Below are 18,951 nucleotides of genomic sequence, written 5' to 3'. Positions count from 1 at the left end.
GACGACATGAACGACAACGACCGGAGCCGGCCCCAGACCCTCGGTGTCCTCGGGGCCGGCAAGGTGGGTACGGTGCTCGCCCGGCTCGCCGTCGCCGCCGGCTACCGGGTGCTGGTCGCCGGTTCCGGCGACCCGGCGAAGATCGCACTCACCGTCGAGGTGCTCGCTCCCGGGGCGGCAGCCACCACGTCGGCCGACGCGGTGGCCGACGCGGACATCGTCATCCTCGCCCTTCCGCTGGGCAAGTACCGCAGTGTTCCCGCCGAGGCGCTGCGCGGCAAGCTTGTCGTCGATGCCATGAACTACTGGTGGGAGATCGACGGCATTCGGGACGACCTCACCAATCCGCGTACCTCGTCGAGCGAGGTCGTCCAGGCGTTCCTGCCCGGCTCCCGTGTCGTCAAGGCGTTCAACCACATGGGCTACCACGATCTTGAGGACGAGGCGCGGCCGGCTGGAACACCTGGTCGCAAGGCCATCGCGATCGCCGGCGACGGTGCCACCGAGCTCACCACGGTCGCCGGTCTTGTGGACGCGCTGGGGTTCGATCCGGTCGTCGCTGGCCCCCTGGCCGAGGGAGTACGGCTCGAACCGGGCAGCGAGTTGTTCGGCGCCAACGTGAGCGCCGACGAGGTGCGTGCCATGCTCGACCGTTTTCCTGAGTCGGAGCGTGGACGGACGATCGCCGCTGCCCGAGCCTCGACGTCGAACGAGGCGGCTTAGGTCAGGAGACGCCGCCGGTCCCGCGGACCGGTCAGGAATCGAGAAGCCCGAGGGCGGCTTCCCGACCTAGCCTTTCCCCAGGGCGCCGGCAGCACGCCGGGCCTGGACGACGAGAGGGAGCCCCGAGAATGTCCGCGAAGACCACCACGACCACGTCCGATGGCTTCAGCCCGGAGGAGCGGGCCGCGATGAAGGAGCGCGCTTCCGAACTGCGCGCCGAAGGCAAGAAGGGCGCCAAGAAGGCCGACGGGCTGCAAGCGATCCTCGACCGGATCGCGCAGATGGAGCCGGAGGATCGTGCGCTGGCGGAGCGCGTCCACGTGACGGTGACCGCCGCCGCCCCCGACCTGTTGCCGAAGACCTGGTACGGCATGCCCGCCTACGCGAACGCGGACGGCAAGATCGTCGTGTTCTTCCAGGACTCCGGCAAGTTCAACTACCGGTACTCGACCCTGGGCTTCCAGGACACGGCCAACCTCGACGACGGAGACCTGTGGCCGGTGTCGTACGCGCTGCAGAAGTGGAGCCCGGCGGTGGAGAAGAAGGTCATCGAGCTGGTGAAGGCGGCGGTGTCCTGAAGCCCACGGCCCGCACCGACCGCCAGGGGCCGCCGCCGGGTGCCTATGGTTCGAGCATGTCGATCACCGACCATGCACTGGCCATCAAGGCGGCGGAAGCCGGAGCTGCCGTCGTCCGTTCCCACTACGGATCATCGCTGACACGCTTCCTGAAGACCGCGGGCGACTTCGCCACCACCGCCGACGTCGAGGCGGAGAAGGCAATCCTCGGTGTCCTGCGCGCGGAGCGTCCGCACGACGTCGTGGTGGCGGAGGAGAGCGGACGCACCGGCACCGGCGGAAACGGACGTACGTGGCTGGTCGACCCGTTGTGCGGGACGCTGAACTATGCCGTGGGCAACATGCTCGCCTCGGTCAACGTCGCTCTGCAAGCAGAGGCAGGGGTCACGGTGGCCGCCTCGGCCGACCCGTTCACCAGTGAGGTGTTCTGGACCGACGGCATCGCCGCGTTTGTGCGCCGTGGAGGTGTCGACGAGCCGCTCACCCCGTCGGCCGAGTCGACTCTGGTCGACGTCAATCTCGACCCGCCATTTCCCAACAGGCACGTCTTCCTGGCCGCCCGGATGCTCGCCGACGAAGGCTTCATCGAACAGTTCCGCCCGCGCGTCGTTTCCACCACCCTGGCCGTGGGTTGGGTCGCGGCCGGTCGCCGCGCGGCCTACGTCACGGATGGCCACCGCCTGCAGGACAGCGTTCACTTCGCGGCAGGGATTGCTCTCTGTCAGGCGGCCGGTTGCGTGGTCACCGGGATCGACGGTCAGCCGATCCACGCCGGTGGGAAGGGCCTCGTCGTCGCCGCGGACGAGCGGACGCATGCCGCGTTGTTGACTCTCATTCAGAATCAGCGTTCGCGGAGGGACTGAGGCCCGAGCGCGCCGGATGGCCGGTGGGCCCGGTGAGCAGGACCGGGATAATGGCCGTTGTGACGACCAAAGCGCTGATCCTCGACTTCGACGGTCTGCTGATGGACACGGAAACCACCCTGCTGGAGAGTTGGCGTTGGGAGTGGCAACGGCATGGCCTGCAGCTCGACCCGCAGGGCTTCTTCGCCGACCATGGCGGGGATGCGAACGCGGATCGGTACACGGCGCTCGAAGCGGCAGTCGGGCCGGCCTACGACCGGACGTCCAGCCACGCGCTGCGGATGGCGTACCGAGCAGAGCTGAATGCGGCGCTGAAGCCCGCGCCCGGCATCATCGAGTGGCTGGACGAGGCCGCAGAGCTGGGGCTGCGGCTCGCCGTGGCGAGCAGTTCCCCGCTCACACACGTGGGTGCTCTGCTGGATCAGGCAGGGTTGCGGGAGCGGTTCGAGGTGCTGGCGACCGGCGACGAGCTGCGTGCGCACAAGCCGGATCCAGCGGTCTACCTGCTGGCACTCGACCGGCTCGGGCTGCCCGCGGATCAGGCGGTCGCGTTCGAGGACACCGCGCACGGCGTGGCGGCGGCACTCGCCGCCGGGCTCCGCTGCGTCGCCGTGCCGAACCCGCACGCGGACCACGCCCGCTTCACGGCCGCGGACCTGGTGTTGCCCAGCGCCGCGGACCTCTCCCTGGACGCGCTCCTGGCCCGGCTGACGCTGCGCGTGCAGCAGTCCCCCGGTGACCGTGAGTCCGTACCCACCGGCCAACGGCTCACTCTTGACATGAAGCGCGGTTCAGGTTCTAGCGTCCTGGTGTAGATCACGTTACGGCCCGGGAGGCGGACGGACCGGGAAGTTGTCCGACCCGGACGCCTGCCATCCCCCGCCGTTGTCGGAAGGGATCCGGATGTACCTGCCACGCCTACTCCGCCCGCGCGTCGTCGTGAGCGCGCACTGCGACCTCCCCTGCGGCGTGTACGACCCCGCGCAGGCCCGCATCGAAGCTGAGTCGATCAAGGCGATCTCCGAGAAGTACCAGGCCAGCGACGACCCAGAGTTCCGGACTCGATCGCTGATCATCAAGGAGCAACGCGCCGAACTGGTCAAGCACCACCTCTGGGTCCTGTGGACCGACTACTTCAAGGCACCACACTTCGAGAGGTACCCGCACCTGCACGGCCTCTTCAACGAGGCCACCAAGCTCGCCGGCGCCGGCGGGGCGAAGGGAGTCGCCGACCCGGCGGTCGCGGAGCAACTCCTCATGAAGATCGAGGAGATCTCGAAGATCTTCTGGGAAACCAAGCAGAGCTGATCCACCCCGGAGCGATCACCGCGCGGTCCAGCGGGCCAAGATCCGCACAACATCACTGAAACTGCTGCTTCAGCGCGCCCGGAGACAGCAGTTTCAGTGCATCTGTGCGGATCTTGACCTCGCCGGGAGGTTCAACCGCTCGTCGTGACGAGTGCTCACGCGGGCGGGAGCGACGGTGTCCGCCGCTTCCGCCCGCGTCTGCTGCTAACTGGCGTACGTCTCGAACTCGCCGATCCGCGGCGTACTGTTCGAGCTGTTGATCTTGAAGGTGATCTTGCTCGGCGACGTCGCGGAGAAACTGATGGACCCCGCGCCGCTGCCGGAGGCCAGGACGGCCCCGGTGTCGTGATTGACGAGCTGCCATGACCCGATGCTGCCCTGGGTTCCCGACGGCTCGCGGATGATCACGCGGGACACCCGGGTGGCCGAGCCCCACTTGATCGAGATGGAGCCGGTCGACCCGGCCGGTGACCAGTAGGTGCTGATGCTGCCATCCCGCACGTTGCCGTAGCTCGTCCCGCTGGCCTTGCTGGAACCGTCGGCACCGGCACCAAGGCTGAGGTTGGTCCCGCTGGCCGGCGGAGGCGTGGTCGGCGGCGGGGTCGTCGGCGCAGGCGTGGTCGGCAGCGGGGTCGTCGGCGCAGGCGTGGTGGGCGGCGGCGTCTGCGGCGAGCAACTGCCGTCCGACACCCGCAGACCCGTGTTGGCACCCACCGTCTGACGAACGATGTCCGGCACGCAGCTCGCCCCGTCGAGGCTGTACGAGTACGGGATGCTGACGGTGGTGTTCGACGTCGGGTTGGGGCCGGCGGGGTAGTTCTCGCTGCCGGCGCTGGACCAGGTCACATTGTTGAAGATGTTGCCGCTCACCTGCCAGTAGCCGCGTTCGTCGGTGTAGAAGGTGCCCAGGACGTCCTTGGAGTCGCGGAAGTAGTTGTTCTCCACCTTGGCCCTGGCCCCGGCCCGGGAGTTGATGCCGGACTCGTGGAGGCTCACGTAGTGGTTGTTGTAGATGTGGGCGGTGCCGCCACGCAGCAGCGGCGTCCGGGAGTCGATGTTCTCGTAGAGGTTGTGGTGGTACGTGATGAAGCCGTTCGAGAGGTCGCTCTCACTGGACCCGACGAGGCCGCCGCGACCGGAGTTGCGCAGGACGCTGTAGGACAGGGTGACGTACTGGGTGTTGTCCTTCATGTCGAAGAGGCCGTCGTACCCCTCCGACTCCCCGCCGGAGGCCTCCAGGGTGACGTGATCGACCCAGACGTTGCGGACCGTGCTCTCCATGCCGATGGCGTCCCCGCCGTTGGAGGTGGGCGAGCCCGACTTCTTGACGTTCCGGACGGTCACGTTCTGGATGATGATGTTGCTGGAGTCACGGATGTGGATGCCGAGCTGATCGAAGACGGCTCCACTGCCGGCTCCGATGATGGTCACGTTGCTGATCTGCTTGAGCTCGATCACGCCCGCAGCGGTGTTGCAACTGGAACCCGACACCTTGCTGGTGTTGCCGTGGTTGATGGTCCCCGTGACCTCGATGGTGATCGGGGTGCTGCTGCTGGCCCGACCGCACAGCGCCGCATGGATCGCCGTCCCCGTGGTGGCCCGTACCGTCTGTCCGCCCGCGCCGCCGGTGGTCCCGCCGTTCTGCGTGGCATAGCCGGTCGCGCTCCCGACCGCCGCCGACGCCTGGGGGGTCGGCAGGGCCACCCCGATCGCGATCCCGACGGCTGCCGTGGCCAGTGCTGCCTGAAGTCGCAATGCGACTGGTCGTCTCATCTCGCCTCACTTCGCATTCGTTTGGTCTTCGTCGAGGCGAGCGCGGCCGTCGCGCTCAGCCGGCACCTCGCGACCTCTTGCACATTGACGGTTGCCAATTGTCGAATGGATCTCGGCATCCCTGCCGCCCAGGTGAACGGGGAGTGCCGTCGCGCCATCGCCGCCCGCTGGTGGCACTTAGTGAAATGCGATCACGCGACTCAGGAATGAAACATCGATGTGACGCAATCGTAGGAAAGCGGTTTCCCTGAGGCAAGGGTTGGCGCTTGCAGGTTTGTTGCAGCGCCCCGGGGAGGTGTCGCGCCGAGCGGATCAGGTCGGTGCCCGCCTCGAAGGACGCTCGTTGCACGGGGGCCCGGTATTGACACTGCGGAGCCTGCGATCAATGCTCTGCTAAATCAGTTTAGCGATCGTCTCGCTCCAACCCGACGAGGTCGCTGGCTGAGCGCACCGCCGAAGAGAAAGGACTCGCATGCGACTGCGAAAAGGACTGACTCCGCTCATCGCCACCCTCGTTCTGGCTGGCGCCTCGGGCACGGCATACGGCAGCACGAGCGGCAGCCGAGGCCCCGACGACGGCATCCGCAGCATCACCCCGATCACCACCGTCTACACGTACGGCCAGAAGGTCTCCGCGGTGGCGATCGAGTACGGCGCGGCGGTCAATCCCCGCACCCTCGACACCGGCACGTTCTCGGTGGCCGACACCATCTACAACTTCCGGTTCAACCCCATCGAGGACCTGCCGAAGCTGGCCGACCGGACCATCACCCACACCTACACCAACGGCGTACCGGGCACACGTACCGACCACCGGTCGACGCCGGGCAGGTACGTCATCGTCGAGCTCGACCCCGCCGACACGGGCGGCTCGACGGTCATCGTCTCCAAGTGCCCGACCTTCCTCTGCACCGTGAAGGTCAATCCCGAGCTGCCCACCCGCGTGGTGCAACGCAAGGACGTGCATGCCCAGCCCGGCCACGGGTCCGGCAAGGGGCCGGTGCTCGCCCGGGCCACCCCGCGCGAGTCTCGTCCGGTCACCGAGAAGCCGGTCAACCAGTTGGTCGACGAATTCACCTACGGCTCGTTCCTCAGTGGCGGGATGGTGCTGCCGTACCACTACCACCTGCCGAAGAACTACCAGTCCGGACGCAGGTATCCGCTGATGGTCGTCCTGCCCGGCCACGGGATGGGTTGGGACGGCGACAACCTCGGTGTCCAGCTCGCCGCTGACATCCCGGCGACTGCGTGGCTCCAGCCACAGTGGACGGGCACCTCCGAGGACGTGATCGTCCTGGCCCCGCAGCACCAGCGGGTGGGTGGGGCCGCCGAGGCCGATCTGTTGGTCAAGCTGCTCGACCAGTTCGTCGGCCAGTTCGCCGTGGACACCCGCCGGGTCTACGCGACCACCGTCTCCTACGGCTCCCAACTGCTGTGGGAGGCGTTCGCCAAGCGACCGGACCTGTTCGCCGGTGGGCTGGTGACCGGCGGCTTCCCGGTCAACGCCGCGCAGGCGACCGCGATCGCGACGGCCGAGGTGCCGGTCTGGATCACGCACGGCGAGCACGACCACCTGCTCAACGTCTCGGGCGCGCGGAACTCCACGGCGGTGCTGCGGCAGGCGTACGAGGCCCGGGGCAAGAGCCCGGAGCAGGCCGCCGACGTCGTTCGCTACACCGAGTACGCCGACGCGGCATTCGCACTGCCGGACTACCACGCGTCGTTCGGCCCGACCTACGAGGACGCCAACATCCTCCGTTGGCTGCTCGACCAGACGAAGCCCGCCGGCGCGGGCGGCTGACCGTGCGGACCCGGGCGACGGTTCGCCACGGTCGACCGGCGCGATCTCATCGCGTAGGTCGTTACCGGCGAGCGTCGTCCGGGTCGGGCTCGCCGCGGGAAGGCGCGCCTCCGACGAGCACCGACTCCTGACCCTCCTGCCGGCCCTCCTGCCGGGCCCGGTCGAGCAGCCCGGCCAGCCGACGCCGACGGTGACGGGCCGCCGCCCGCAGGCCGATGAGCAGCACGACGAGGAGACACAACAGCCCGAGCTGCGCCCACGGCACGACCCAGATGGTGACGGTGGCGGTGACCGGTCGGAGGTCGGCACCTGCCTGGCCGTCCCCGAGCAGGGCCGGAGACGTGGTGACGGTCGTGCGTAGGCGTCCCAGCGCCCAGACGCCGTGGGCACGGGTCTCCACCTGACGGCTGCCACCGGGGAGTAACTCCTCGACCGCGCTGGTGGCGTCGTGGCTGGTCACGCCGACGAGGTCGGACACCGCCACGCGGCTCGTCCCGCTGACCCAGACGTTGCCGTCGTTGACGACGGTGTAACGGACCCGCACGGTGCCCGCGGCGAAGGGATTCCACGACGGGGTGTACCTCGTGGTGAGGCCCTGGATGGGCAGAGCTGCCCGGACGGAGCCGTTGACCCGCACCATGACGCGGAAGCCCACTCGGCTCTCGACGCTGACCGTGCCGCCGGTGCTGGTGACGGTCGCGGCGATGCCGGCCGGGTGGTCGCCCGGCGTGGCGCTCCTGGGCACCGTGATCGTGAACGGCACCACCTTCGTCTCGTCGGGGCCGACGGTGACCCTCTCCTGCACGTCGATCCAGGTGCCACCGTCGACCGAGGGACGGTCGGACGAGAGCATGTTGAAACGGCCCTTGTCGGTGAGGTAGCCGTCGGCGGCCTTCAGTGAGAAGGCGACCGCGGTGCGGCTGAAGTTGCGGACCGCCAGATGCTCGGTCACGACCTCCCCCGGGTCGAGGCTGGCGTTGACCCACCGACGTTGGTCCGGCCCGCTCGCGGTGGCCGGCTGGACCGTCCAGGTCAGGGCTTTCGGGTCCGGTTCCGCCGCCGCCGCGGCCGGAGCGGCCGCAACCGTGAAGGTGACGACGGCGAGGACGGTGAGCGCCCGGCGCAGCGGGGAGACGGTCATGACGACGGCCCTTCGGCACGGGGTGTGGCGGGGGCCCGAAAGGCCCCCGCCAAACCACTATTCGAACAGTGAGAGCGTGAGCGTGGAGCTGTACTCGCCGGCGGCGACCTCCGCCGGGGTCCGCAGGTACAGGTCGGCGTTGACGGAGTACGAGTCGCTGGCGACGGCCTCGGAGTCGAAGGCCGAGACCAGCAGCTCCTGGTCGACGAGGCCGACGTTGTTGCCCGGCAGGGTCTCCTCGTCGAGTGCGGTCACGACCTCCTCGCCTTCGGTGACCAGGCCGGTCTCCCCGCCGTCGAGCAGGCGGGGCTTCCAGCCGAGGTGGTCGGCGGTGATGGGCGCCTGACCAGAGCTGCCCGCGAAGTCGCTCGCGCTGCCGAGCACCGCCCAGGCCGCACCATCGGGCACCTCGTCGGCGACCCGGGTGTCGGTGACCGTCACGGTCGGCAGCGTACCGACGAACTGGCGAACCAGCAGCGTCGAGCCGTCCTCGGACAGCGCGACGGCGTCGCCGGCGATCGACAGGGCGAGAACGCCCGGTTCCCTGATCTCGTCGATGTCGACAGTGACCCGCACGCTGGCGTCGTCGCCCGGCTCGGCCATGGCGGGCGACGGCAGCACCGCGGCCCCGGCCAGAACGGCGCCGACGGCGCTGGCCGCGAGCATCTGCCGCCGTTTGTATGTGTTCATGTGATCTCCGTTTTCATCCATGAGGGGTTATCCGCCGCAGGTGCTGGCGGGGTATTGAACGGTGCGAACGGTCGTCACGTCCTGCCCGCCGATCGCCCCGGTCACCCGGACCGTCGCCGAACCCGCCGGAACCGAGGCGGCACGGGTGTTGAACGACTGGTAGGCGTTCGCACCCGCCGCGACGGCCGTGAACGACCGCTGGCCGTACGAGGTCTCCAGGGCGATCCCCACCGGCGCGTCGTGGTCGTTGCGCGCCTGCACCGCCAGGTATGCCTTGCCACCCACACACCGCGTCTCGGCGGTGACCGTGACGGGCAGCTCCGGCTGGCCCGTCGCCGCCGCGAAGGCCCAGGAGTCGATCTCGAAGAGGTCGGCGCCGGCCGGGCCGGTGTAGGTGAAGTACACGTCGTGCACGCCGGTGACGCCCTCGAGTTCGGCGGTCACCTCGGCCCACTGACCCGACGGCGTGTCGACCGGGATCGTGCTGACGACGGGACCATTGACGTCGTCCAGGCGCACCTGGATCTGCGCGCCGGTGGCGAGCGCTCGCACCTTCGCCGTCACGCTCTGCGCGCCGTTGTCGCCGAAGTTCACCGACGACAGGGCGGTCCAGTCGCCGTTGTCGATGTCACGCACCACCAGGTTCGGTGCCGCACCGCCGAACTGGGGGGAACTGCCGTCGACCTTCGTGGTCGCGACGCCCTTGCTCCAGCCGAAGGTCTCGGCCTCGAAGACGCGGTACGGATCGAAGTTCCGGACCTGGTCGACGCCAGCGTACGTGCCGACCACCTGCTGGATCGTGCCGTCCGCGTTGAAGGACAGCTCCTGGATGTGCGGGCTGCGGTACCCCTGGGTCGTGTTGCCGTTGATGCGCTTGTTCAACGTCGGGGCGTGGTAGGTGAAGTAGTACTTACCCTCGAACTCGAACACCGACTGGTGGTTGTTGCCACCGGTACCCGAGCCGAAGAACTGCGACTGGTTCGGGAAGAGCACACCGGCGTAGGCCTCCTTCGGCCACGACATCGGGCTGTCGGAGATCATGTAGCCGATCTGGCCGCCCCCGGGGTAACCGGGGAGCGGCTGCTGGTTGCCACCGAAGTCGTTCCCGCCGAAGTGCGAGGAGTACGAGAAGTAGTACTTCCCCTCGCGCTTGAAGACGTGGCCCGCCTCGAAGGCGACCGGAGCGTCGACCACCGCGGCGGAGCCCTCGGTCGAGACCATGTCGTCGCCGAGTTCGATCGACCGGATGTTCTTCGGGTTGTTGAAACGCTCGGCCGGCGGCATGCTCGTCGCCGCGGGACCGCCACCGAAGATGAGGTACGGCTGGCCGTCGTCGTCCACGAACGGAGCCGGGTCGAACTTCCACGCCACAGCCTCGGCGCCCGGGGTCCGGCCGTCGATCAGGGTGCTGGTGCGCTCGCTGGTCCACGGACCGAGCGGCGACGCACCCGTGATCACGTTGCTGGAGCCACCGCCGTTGGCGTAGTAGAGGAAGAACTTCTCCACGCCGTTCACCACCTTCTTGGTGATGCCCGGAGCCCACGAGTTGCCGGTGAACGGCGCCACCCCGTTCGGGCCGGCGACCTGGATCTCACCGTGGTCGGTCCAGTTCACGAGATCCTCCGAGGAGATCACCGTGATCTGGTTGATGTTGCCGTAGTTGATCCCCGGCGAGACGCCGGTGACGGGATCGGGCGCATAGCCCTGGGTGTCGTTGGTCATGTACATGTACACCCGGCCGTCGTGCACGAGGCCGAAGCCGTCGGCGCCGAACTTGTGCCCGATCAACGGGTTGTGCTCACCGGGCAGCTTGCCGACGACCTCGATCGTCTTCGAGGCCGGCGCGGGCGGCGCCGCGCCTACCACTGACACGTCGTCGAGCTTGAAGTCCATGAGGTGCAGGTCCGGGTCCGTAGACGGCGTGGCCGTCCACGGGGTCTCGAAGAACAGGCGCGCCGTCGACACGCTCTGCCCCGTCGGGATGGTGAACGTCCCGTTGAACTGCGCCCACTGACCCTTCGTCGCCGTCACGCTGACGAGGTTGGTGTAGGTGCCACCGCCGTAGTGCATGGTGGCGAAGAACTGCTTCGTGGCCGGACCGTTCGGGTTCTCGTACTTGATGCGGGCCGTGAGGGCGTAGGCCTGGCCGGCCTGCACCTTGCCGCTGAGGTCCTGCATCGGCCCGGACCCGGTCGTCGTCCGGCTGGTGACGATCGCGGCACTGGAGCCGGAGTAGGCGTCCGACGTGGCCGACAACTGGGCGCCGTCGGCGGCGTTTCCGTTGTTGACGAACCAGTTGACGAGGCCCTCCTCGAACCCGCCGTTGACGACGAGATTCGTGTCGGCGGCCTGGACGGGCGCCGCCCCGGCGCCGAACCCTGCGGCCAGCATCAGGCCGACCGTCGCGAGCGCTGCGACCCTTCCCCGGGTCGCCCGTCGCATTCGTTGTTTCACGAGACATCCTCCTTCAACTCTGACGTGCGGTCATCGATGTACGGGGGATCGTTGGGTGTGCTTCCTTGGGTGGTCCGGACATCAGGGGTCGACTGCCGCCACCGGCGCGACCGCGGCCGGCGGCGCGGAACAGGTCCGCTGTTCCGCGCCGCCCGGCCGGGCGCCGGTGGTGCTGGTCGGTGAGCCGAGGGCTCGTGGTGGGTTATCCGCCGCAGGTGATGGCGGGGTGCTGCGCGGTGCGTACGGTGGCCACGTCCCTGCCACCGACCGCCCCGGTGACCCGGACCGTCGCCGACCCGGCCTCCACCGACGCCGCACGCGTGTTGAACGACTGGTAGACATTCGCGCCCGGCGCCACGGCCGCGAACGACCGGTTTCCGTACGGGGTTTCCACGGTGATCCCGACCGACCCGTCATGGTCGTTGCGGGCCTGCACCGCCACGTACGCCTTCCCCGCCAGGCACCGCACCTGGGCGGTGACGGTGACGGGCAGTTCGGCCAGGACACCGAGCTGGGCCAGCTGGTAGCTGAGCGCCCGCTCGGGGGCGTCGATCTGGTTCTGGGTGCCGAACCGTCCGGCCCGTGCTGACGTCGCCGCCGCGAGCGCGGACTGCGTCGCGGCCCAGGCGTCGGCCGGGTAGTGGCGCGGGTCGAGCGTCTCGGCGTGCGCGATGGCCGCGTCGAGGGCACTGGTGTCCAACGGCCGGGCCTGCGCGGTCAGCGTGTCGCTGAGCAGGTAGTTGTCGAAGTCGACGCTCCCGCCGGTCTCCTGGGTCGCGTAGTTGAACAGACCGACCCGATGGCCCATGAAGTGCGCGAGGCTGCCGTCGAGCGACTGCGGGCCGACGCGGTTGCCCAGTCGGGTCCACTCCAACCCGTCCAGGCTGTAGTAGAACGTCGTCCACAACTGGCCGACCGGCGAGGCGAAGTCGAGGTCCGCCTTCACGTGGACCTCGGTCGCGTCACCCAACGCCACGGTCGAACCCGGCACGAAGGCCTCCAGCGTCGACTGGTCGAGGTCGACCGCGAACGGCTGCGAGCGGTTGACGACCCCCAGGGTGTTGACGCCCCCGACGCGCTTGACCGCCACGTACGAGAACCCGCGGTTGTAGGCCGCCAAGCCGGCGACGTCCCCGTTCTTCATCGCGGAGATGTCCATCCGGGTCTGGACCGACTGCCGTGGCCCGAACGTCCGCTGCGAGAGCGTGTTGCGGGCCTCCTCGAACCAGGCCAACTCGGCCCGGTTGGACAGCTTCGTGTAGACGTACTGGCCGGTGACCACCTTGCCGGCCGTCAACCGCAACCAACCGTCGCGGTCGGTCAGGGACCAGTACCGGTTGTCGGGGGCGTGGTTCCATTCCCACGCCAGGTCCAGCCGAGATCCGTTGGGGGCGATCTCCGCCGGGTCGAGCGGCGCCGGGACCGTCCACTGCTCGTCCTGGTACGCCTTGTGCGGCGCGTCGTTGGCGAAGTCGTCCGAGGCGACGATGCTCTTCTGCCGCTCGAAGACCTCCTCGGCCGGGCTGAGCTGGATCGGCTTGTCGAACAGGCCGTTGACCGGCACGACCCCGTTGGTGCCGAAGGTGGGCCACCCGTCCTGCCAGGTGGCGGGAATGAGCGCCGGGATCCGACCGATCGGGAACGTGTCGCGGAAGAACATGCCGTGCCAGTCGGTCCGGCCGCCCTCGCGGCTGATCGGCACCAGGCTGCCCTGGGCGAAGCCGTTCGAGTTGAGCACCCCGCGCGCCTCGTAGGTGTTCACGCCACCGGCGGACGTGTAGCGCCCGAGCAGGTCCTTCGACCGGAACATGACGACCTGGCGGCCCTGCCCGGTCGGCCAGGTGATGATGACGGCGTAGTACCAGCCGTCGATGTGGTAGACCTGCGCGCCCTCGAACAGGCCGCCGATGAACGGCTGCCCGGCGTAGTTGTTCGCCGTGAAGATGTTCGGGTAGTCCTGCGCGATGGCCGTCAGATCGGCGTTGAGGCGTACGGCGCTGGTGCCACCGGAGCCGTAGAAGATGTACGGCGTGCCGTCGACGTCGAAGAAGAGCGACGGGTCGTGCAGGCCACGGCCGAGGGCCGTGCGCTGCCACGCGCCGTTCTCGATGTCGTCGGTGCGGTAGAGGTACGCCCCGTTGAGGTTGTTGGTGTTGAAGACGGCGTAGAACATGCCGTCGTGGTAGCGCAGCGACGATGCCCACTGGCCCTGGCCGTACGAGTTCTGGCCGTTGCGCAGGGAGAAGGCGTCACCGACGCTCGCCCGGTCGAAGACGTAGTTGACTATCTCCCAGTTGACGAGGTCGTACGACTTCATGATCGGCGCGCCCGGGCTCAGGTGCATCGTCGTGCTGATCATGTAGTAGATGTCCCGGCCCTCGTCGTTCTCGGCGGCCGGCACGCGCTCGACGCTGATGTCCGGCACGTCGGCGTTGAGCAGTGGCACCGAGTAGGTGCCCGCACCGGTGTCGGTCGAGGTGTACGACGAGCGAGGCGACCATGCCTCGGCGGCGTGCGCGACTGCGGGTGTGCTCACGAGTCCGGCACCGAGCAGGACGGCGACCAATGCGAACGCGCACATTGCGTCGGATCGGCGCCGTTGCACTGTGGAGGGAAGCCTTTTCAACGCCCGGGCGGCGCGGTGAATGGCGTTGTTCCGGCTGGTGGAAAGGGGTGCTGGGGAGAAGCTAGGGACACGCGAGCGGGTCGACACGGCCAAGGTGGGCTCCAAGCGCGAGGGCGGCGTGAAGGCCATCGTGTTATCGCTAACAACGCCTGTCAAGACCTTCGATGAAACGCGCCCGAAGTGTCCCCGTAACACCGTGGACTCACCAGTATGGACCGAGGTGCTACCCGTGGGAGCGCGGCCATGGATCAGCAGGCAGACGACACCGGCTCGGCGGCAGCTCCGTCTCGGCCTCGGCAGGCTTCCCGGTGCCGTCATGACGACACCGGGAAGCCCACACGCGATCCGGCCACCTCAGATGTCGAGGCAGGAGCGCACCGCGGCGGTGAGGCGGTTGGCCCGCTCGTCGCCCATCCCGCGCATCTGGTTGACCACGTAGCCGAATCCCACCTGATGCTGAGCGTCGGCGAAGGCCAGGTTCCCGCCGGCGCCATCGTGGCCGAAGCTGCGGTGGCCCAGCAGGGGCCGGGCCGGCGGCGAGTGCAGCAGAAAGCCGGTGCCCCAGCGCTGCCCGGTGTCCGGCGGGCCGTGTCGCTGCTGGCCCCGCGCACGGACGACGACCGCGTCGTCCACCGACGCGGCCGCGAGCAGCGGTCCACTCTGGACGTCGGACACACAGGCCGCGTAGAGACGCGCCAGGCCCTCCGCGGTGCTCACCGCGCCCGCACCGGGGATGCCGGCGGCCCGGATGGCGGGGTCGTTGAAGCTGACCAGGCCGCCGGCGTCGGAGGGAAAGGCGAAGGCGCCGCCCATGGTGATTCCTCGTTCGGCCACCGGGTCCACGAATGGGTCCGCGTCCGGAGGTGGCGCCAGCCCCCAGGCGACGGTGTCGCTCTCGCCGGCGGGAAGCCCGAGCCAGGTGTGCAGGCCGAGCGGCTCCGCGACGGTCTCGGCGAAGAACGCGCCGGGAAGCTGACCGGTGATGCGGCGAATCACCTCTCCGACCAGCCAGCCGTAGGTCATCGAGTGGTAGCCGTGCGCCGTGCCCGGCCGCCACAACGGGGCCTGCGCCTCGATCGCCTTGATGACCGGGTCCCAGGCCAGGACCTCGTCGAGGGTCAGCGGTCGGTCCAGCGCGGGCAGGCCGGCCTGGTGGGTGAGCAGCCAGCGCACGGGGATGTCGGCCTTACCGTGCTGTCCGAACTCCGGCCAGTAGCGCGTCACCGGGGCGTCGAGGTCGAGCCGGCCCTGCTGGACCAGCAGGTAGGCGCAGATCGCCAGGATTCCCTTGGTGCAGGAGAAGACGACGACCGGAGTGTGCGCGTCCCAGGGCCGCCCGGTGCGGGAGTCGGCCACCCCGCCGTACAGGTCGACGACCTTGCGACCCCTTGCGTAGACGGTGACCGCGGCGCCGACCTCACCGCGGGAGGCGAAGTTGTCGCGGAAGACGTCGGCCACGCGCCCGTAGCGTTCGTCGACGTCGCCGTGGATCTGCGGCTGTGTGACCACTGCCTACCCCTTCACTGATCCCTGGATCAGGGCCTTGATGAACTGTCGCTGGAAGATCAGGAACACGATGAGGGTGGGGGTGAGGATCAGCAGCGACCCGGCGCACAGCAGCACCAGATCGGTGCCCCACTGGCCCTGGAACGCGCCGAGCGCCCCGGCCATGGTGCGTTTGGTGGCGTCATCGACGAGGACGATGGCGAGCAGGAACTGGTTCCACGTCCAGAGGAACATCAGGATCGTCAGCGAGGCGATGGCCGGTCGGGCCAGCGGCACCTGGACCCGCCAGAACAGCTGCCACGTGCTGCTGCCGTCCACCCGGGCCGCCTCGGACAGCTCGACCGGCACGTTGGTGAAGTGCGCCCGCATCCAGAACACCGCGAACGGCATGTACAGGCCGATCAGCGGCAGGATGATCGCCCAGCGGGTGTTGAGCAGGCCGAGATCCTGCATCTGGTAGTAGAGCGGGGTGACCACGGCCTCGAACGGCAGGGTCAGCCCGAGCAGGAAGAGACCGAAGACGAGTCGGGCACCGGGCACCCGCAGCTGACCGAGCCCGAACCCGGCCATGGTGGCGATGAGCACGGACACCGGGACGACCCCGAGCACGATGAGCAGGCTGGAGCGCAGCAGAGCGCCCATGTTGGCGGCGGTGAAGGCGTCGGCGAAGTTTCCCCACTGCGGGTCGGACGGCCAGGACAGACCGGTGGGCACCGTGCCGCGGGGCTGCAACGCAGCCGAGAGCATGCTCACGAACGGCAGCAGGGTGACGAGGATCAGGACGATCAGGAAGACCCGGCCGGTCACCTGCTCACGTCGGCTGAGGTTCACGGCTTCTCCCCTCGGGTCAGCCGCTGGATCGGCAGCACGCAGGCCAGCACCAGCAGCATGAGCACCACTGCGAGCGCCGAGGCGAGCCCGACCTGACGCTGTGAGAAGGCCAGCCGATAGATCTCCAGGCCGGGCACGGTGGTCTGCAGACCCGGGCCGCCGCTGGTGGAGATGTAGACGATGTCGAAGCTGGCCAGGGCGGCGATGATCGTCACGGTGAGGCAGACGCCGATCTCCTGACGCAGGCTGGGCAGCGTCACCGCAAGGAACTCGCGCACCGGTCCGGCACCGTCCAGGCGGGCGGCCTCGTAGAGCGCGGGATCGATCTTGCTCATGCCGGTGACCAGCAGGATCGTGCAGAGGCCGAGCAGGACCCAGGCGCCGATCACACCCACGGCCGGCAGCGCCGTGTCGAAGTCGCCGAGCCACGCGCGGGCCACGCCGCCCAGGCCGACCGCGCGAAGCACCTGGTTGATCAGGCCATTCGACGAGAGCAGCCAGCTCCACGCGATACCGGCCGCCACCAGAGGGATGACCTGCGGCAGGAACAGGATGGTCCGGACGACGGTCCCGAACGCGCCGGTGGTGATCCGGCGGACCAGGCTCGCCACCAACAGACCGAGCGCGACGGGAATGAAGCTGAAGAAGACGATCAGGATGACCGCGTTACCGATGATCTTCAGCAGGTCGCTGTCGGTGAACACGGTGAGGTAGTTGTCCAGGCCCGCCCAGCGGGCCACCCCGATCCCGTTCCAGTCGTAGAGCGAGTACTGGATGGTCAGGGCGAGCGGGCGTAGGACGAACACGGCGTACATCACCAGGGCGGGCAGGACGTACAACCAGCCCGTCCCGGCCGCGCGGGCCCACCGAAACCGGTGAGCCCGCGTGGGGGTGGGACGGGCGGGACGTTCGTCGCGCCCTGTTGGTGCGCTGCCGAGGGCAGACGTCATCGGGACAGTTCCTTCGCGTACTCGGCCTGGACCGCCTTCACGTACCCCTCGGGTGTCTGCTGGCCGGCGACCAGCTTCTGCAGCTCCGGTGTGATCGCGGCGGCGAAGATGCCACCTGTCGCGTTCGCGGTGAAGTCCACCGCGCCGTTCTCGGCCCCGAGTTGCTGGGACGCCTTCAGGGTCTCCGCCAGGACCGTGTTGGCGGCTGCGGCGGGCACCGGCAGGTCACTCGGGCCGCCCGGGCTGGAGCCCCCGACCTTGACCGCGATCTCGCGCGCCGTGGCGTTGGTGTGGACCCAGTTCAGGAAGTAGGCGGCGGCGTCCGGGTTCTTGGCCTTGGCGGAGACGCCGAAGGTGTTGGGGGCGGACATCGCCACGTGCTTGCCACCGGCGGTCTCGGCGGGGAAGAGGAAGAAGCCCACGTTGCCGGGCATCGCCTTGTCGAGGTTGGCCGACTCCCAGTCGCCGTTGAACATGAACAGGCCGTTGCCCTTCTGGAACTCCCCCACCATGCCCGCGTAGTCCAGCGCGTTGGCGTCCTTCGGGAAGTAGCCGGCCTGTGCCCACTTCTGGATGGCCTGGGTGGCCTTGAGGGCGGCCGGTGTGTCGAACGTGGCCCCCGGCTTCTGGAAGATCCAGTCGGCGACCTGGGTCGGATCCCCGAACTGGTTCTGCAGGGCCTGGTGCGGGAAGTTGATCCCCGCGGTGTTCTTGTTGAACTGCATGATCGGCTGGACGCCGGCGGTCTTCGCCTTTGCCAGCAACTGCTCGAACTCGGCGACGGTGGCCGGCGGCTGCGTCATGCCGATCTGACTGGCCAGCTTCTTGTTGTAGAAGACACCGGTGACGCTGTAACCGAGCCCCATCCCGTACAGCGAGCCGGTGCCCCGGGTGTTGGCACCGACGCGCAACTGCATCAACTGCGAGGCGGGGAACTTGTCCCAGCCGTACGCGGTGAAGTACGGGTCGAGGTTCTTGAGCAGGTCGTCCTTGACCAGGTCGACCATGGTGGGGAGCCGGATGATGTCGGGCGAGTTGTCCGACGCCATCACCCGCGGAGCGTTCTCCACGATCACCGTGAACTGGTCCTCACGGATGTTGAAGCTGACGTTCGAGTGCTGCTTGGAGAACTCGTCCGCCAGCGCCTTCGCCAAGGGGAAGCCGGTCTCCGCGTACATCTCCAGGGTGACCGGAGCGGTCCCGAGCTCGGTCTTGACGGCGGCGTCGGACTTCGGCGCGGACGACCGGTCCTCGCCGGGCGCGCTGCAGGCCGTCGCGGTCAATCCGATCGCCAGCAGCGACGCGAGGAGCACAGTTCTCCGTCGCGGGAAACTTGTCAGCAATTCTGCCATTTCATGACTCCTTGACATCTCCGCGCGTCCCGCAGCCCATGGCTGCGCGACGGCTCCACCGGGACCACCGCGACCGGGTGACGGCCACGCCGCACACGTCGTGACCAGTCGCCCCAGCGCAGCACCCGTACCGTCATCACAACGAACCCGGCACGGCCACCGAAGGCGCCTCTGGATGCGCCAGAAGTGGTCGCTAAACTGATTTAGCAGAGCATGCGCGTGGCACGGGAAGCTGTCAAGGACAACTTGGCAACGGTGCGGAAACGACGCGTTCACACCACGCCCGGCATGACCGGCGCTGGCCCTCCGGCGGCGACGCATCATGATGGGCAGGAGCGGCGCCTGTGGCACCGCG

At 68.6% G+C, this 18,951-nt stretch carries 15 protein-coding genes; 6 read left to right on the top strand and 9 right to left on the bottom strand.

Annotation, left to right across the window (positions count from 1 at the left end; all coding sequences use genetic code 11):
• Positions 1-6: 6 nt before the first annotated feature.
• From JOD64_RS23420 to sodN, 5 genes are all read left to right on the top strand, one after another.
• Positions 7-723 carry an NADPH-dependent F420 reductase gene (locus tag JOD64_RS23420; RefSeq protein WP_204944171.1) on the top strand — a complete coding sequence of 239 codons (717 nt, stop codon included), beginning with the start codon at positions 7-9 and terminating at the stop codon, positions 721-723.
• Positions 724-851: 128 nt separating this feature from the next.
• The gene (locus JOD64_RS23415) at positions 852-1,301 is read left to right on the top strand and encodes an iron chaperone (RefSeq protein ID WP_204944170.1); all 450 of its coding nucleotides are present in this window, start codon (positions 852-854) and stop codon (positions 1,299-1,301) included.
• A gap of 56 nt (positions 1,302-1,357) precedes the next feature.
• Complete coding sequence (locus tag JOD64_RS23410) at positions 1,358-2,164, top strand: inositol monophosphatase family protein (RefSeq protein WP_204944169.1); 807 nt, start codon at positions 1,358-1,360, stop codon at positions 2,162-2,164.
• A 59-nt stretch (positions 2,165-2,223) separates the two neighbouring features.
• On the top strand, positions 2,224-2,979 hold the full coding sequence (locus tag JOD64_RS23405) for an HAD family hydrolase (RefSeq protein ID WP_204944168.1): 756 nt from the start codon (positions 2,224-2,226) through the stop codon (positions 2,977-2,979).
• 88 nt (positions 2,980-3,067) lie between these two features.
• On the top strand, positions 3,068-3,472 hold the full coding sequence (gene sodN / locus JOD64_RS23400) for a superoxide dismutase, Ni (RefSeq protein ID WP_204944167.1): 405 nt from the start codon (positions 3,068-3,070) through the stop codon (positions 3,470-3,472).
• Between the two features lie 204 nt (positions 3,473-3,676).
• Here the strand turns inward: sodN and JOD64_RS23395 are convergent, their stop codons facing one another.
• Complete coding sequence (locus tag JOD64_RS23395) at positions 3,677-5,245, bottom strand: pectate lyase family protein (RefSeq protein ID WP_204944166.1); 1,569 nt, start codon at positions 5,243-5,245, stop codon at positions 3,677-3,679.
• Positions 5,246-5,717: 472 nt separating this feature from the next.
• Between JOD64_RS23395 and JOD64_RS23390 the strand changes: the two genes are divergently transcribed.
• A complete protein-coding gene (locus JOD64_RS23390; protein WP_204944165.1) occupies positions 5,718-7,046 on the top strand; it encodes a hypothetical protein in 1,329 nt (442 codons plus the stop codon).
• A 61-nt stretch (positions 7,047-7,107) separates the two neighbouring features.
• On the opposite strand, the gene JOD64_RS23385 is transcribed toward JOD64_RS23390, so the two are convergent.
• The 8 genes from JOD64_RS23385 to JOD64_RS23350 form a co-directional block, all read right to left on the bottom strand.
• Positions 7,108-8,187 carry a hypothetical protein gene (locus JOD64_RS23385; protein WP_204944164.1) on the bottom strand — a complete coding sequence of 360 codons (1,080 nt, stop codon included), beginning with the start codon at positions 8,185-8,187 and terminating at the stop codon, positions 7,108-7,110.
• Between the two features lie 57 nt (positions 8,188-8,244).
• Positions 8,245-8,877, bottom strand: a complete 633-nt coding sequence (locus JOD64_RS23380) for a hypothetical protein (RefSeq protein ID WP_110565133.1) — start codon at positions 8,875-8,877, stop codon at positions 8,245-8,247.
• 27 nt (positions 8,878-8,904) lie between these two features.
• Positions 8,905-11,331, bottom strand: a complete 2,427-nt coding sequence (locus JOD64_RS23375) for a family 43 glycosylhydrolase (protein WP_204944163.1) — start codon at positions 11,329-11,331, stop codon at positions 8,905-8,907.
• 202 nt (positions 11,332-11,533) lie between these two features.
• A complete protein-coding gene (locus tag JOD64_RS23370; protein ID WP_307813582.1) occupies positions 11,534-13,867 on the bottom strand; it encodes a glycoside hydrolase family 43 protein in 2,334 nt (777 codons plus the stop codon).
• A gap of 444 nt (positions 13,868-14,311) precedes the next feature.
• Positions 14,312-15,466, bottom strand: coding sequence for a serine hydrolase domain-containing protein (locus tag JOD64_RS23365; RefSeq protein WP_204944161.1), 1,155 nt, complete (start codon positions 15,464-15,466; stop codon positions 14,312-14,314).
• A gap of 3 nt (positions 15,467-15,469) precedes the next feature.
• Positions 15,470-16,294 carry a carbohydrate ABC transporter permease gene (locus JOD64_RS23360; protein WP_204944160.1) on the bottom strand — a complete coding sequence of 275 codons (825 nt, stop codon included), beginning with the start codon at positions 16,292-16,294 and terminating at the stop codon, positions 15,470-15,472.
• Positions 16,291-17,244 carry a carbohydrate ABC transporter permease gene (locus JOD64_RS23355; protein WP_204944159.1) on the bottom strand — a complete coding sequence of 318 codons (954 nt, stop codon included), beginning with the start codon at positions 17,242-17,244 and terminating at the stop codon, positions 16,291-16,293. The genes JOD64_RS23360 and JOD64_RS23355 overlap by 4 nt, the downstream gene beginning before the upstream one ends.
• Positions 17,241-18,596 (bottom strand): ABC transporter substrate-binding protein, encoded by a 1,356-nt coding sequence (locus JOD64_RS23350; protein ID WP_204944158.1) that lies wholly within the window; start codon positions 18,594-18,596, stop codon positions 17,241-17,243. The genes JOD64_RS23355 and JOD64_RS23350 overlap by 4 nt, the downstream gene beginning before the upstream one ends.
• Between the last annotated feature and the right edge of the window lie 355 nt (positions 18,597-18,951).

This window comes from Micromonospora luteifusca (assembly GCF_016907275.1).
GTDB classification, from domain to species: Bacteria; Actinomycetota; Actinomycetes; order Mycobacteriales; family Micromonosporaceae; genus Micromonospora; species Micromonospora luteifusca.
The sequence above is the reverse complement of the archived record's forward strand: the minus strand, read 5'-3'. Positions and strand labels throughout refer to the sequence as shown.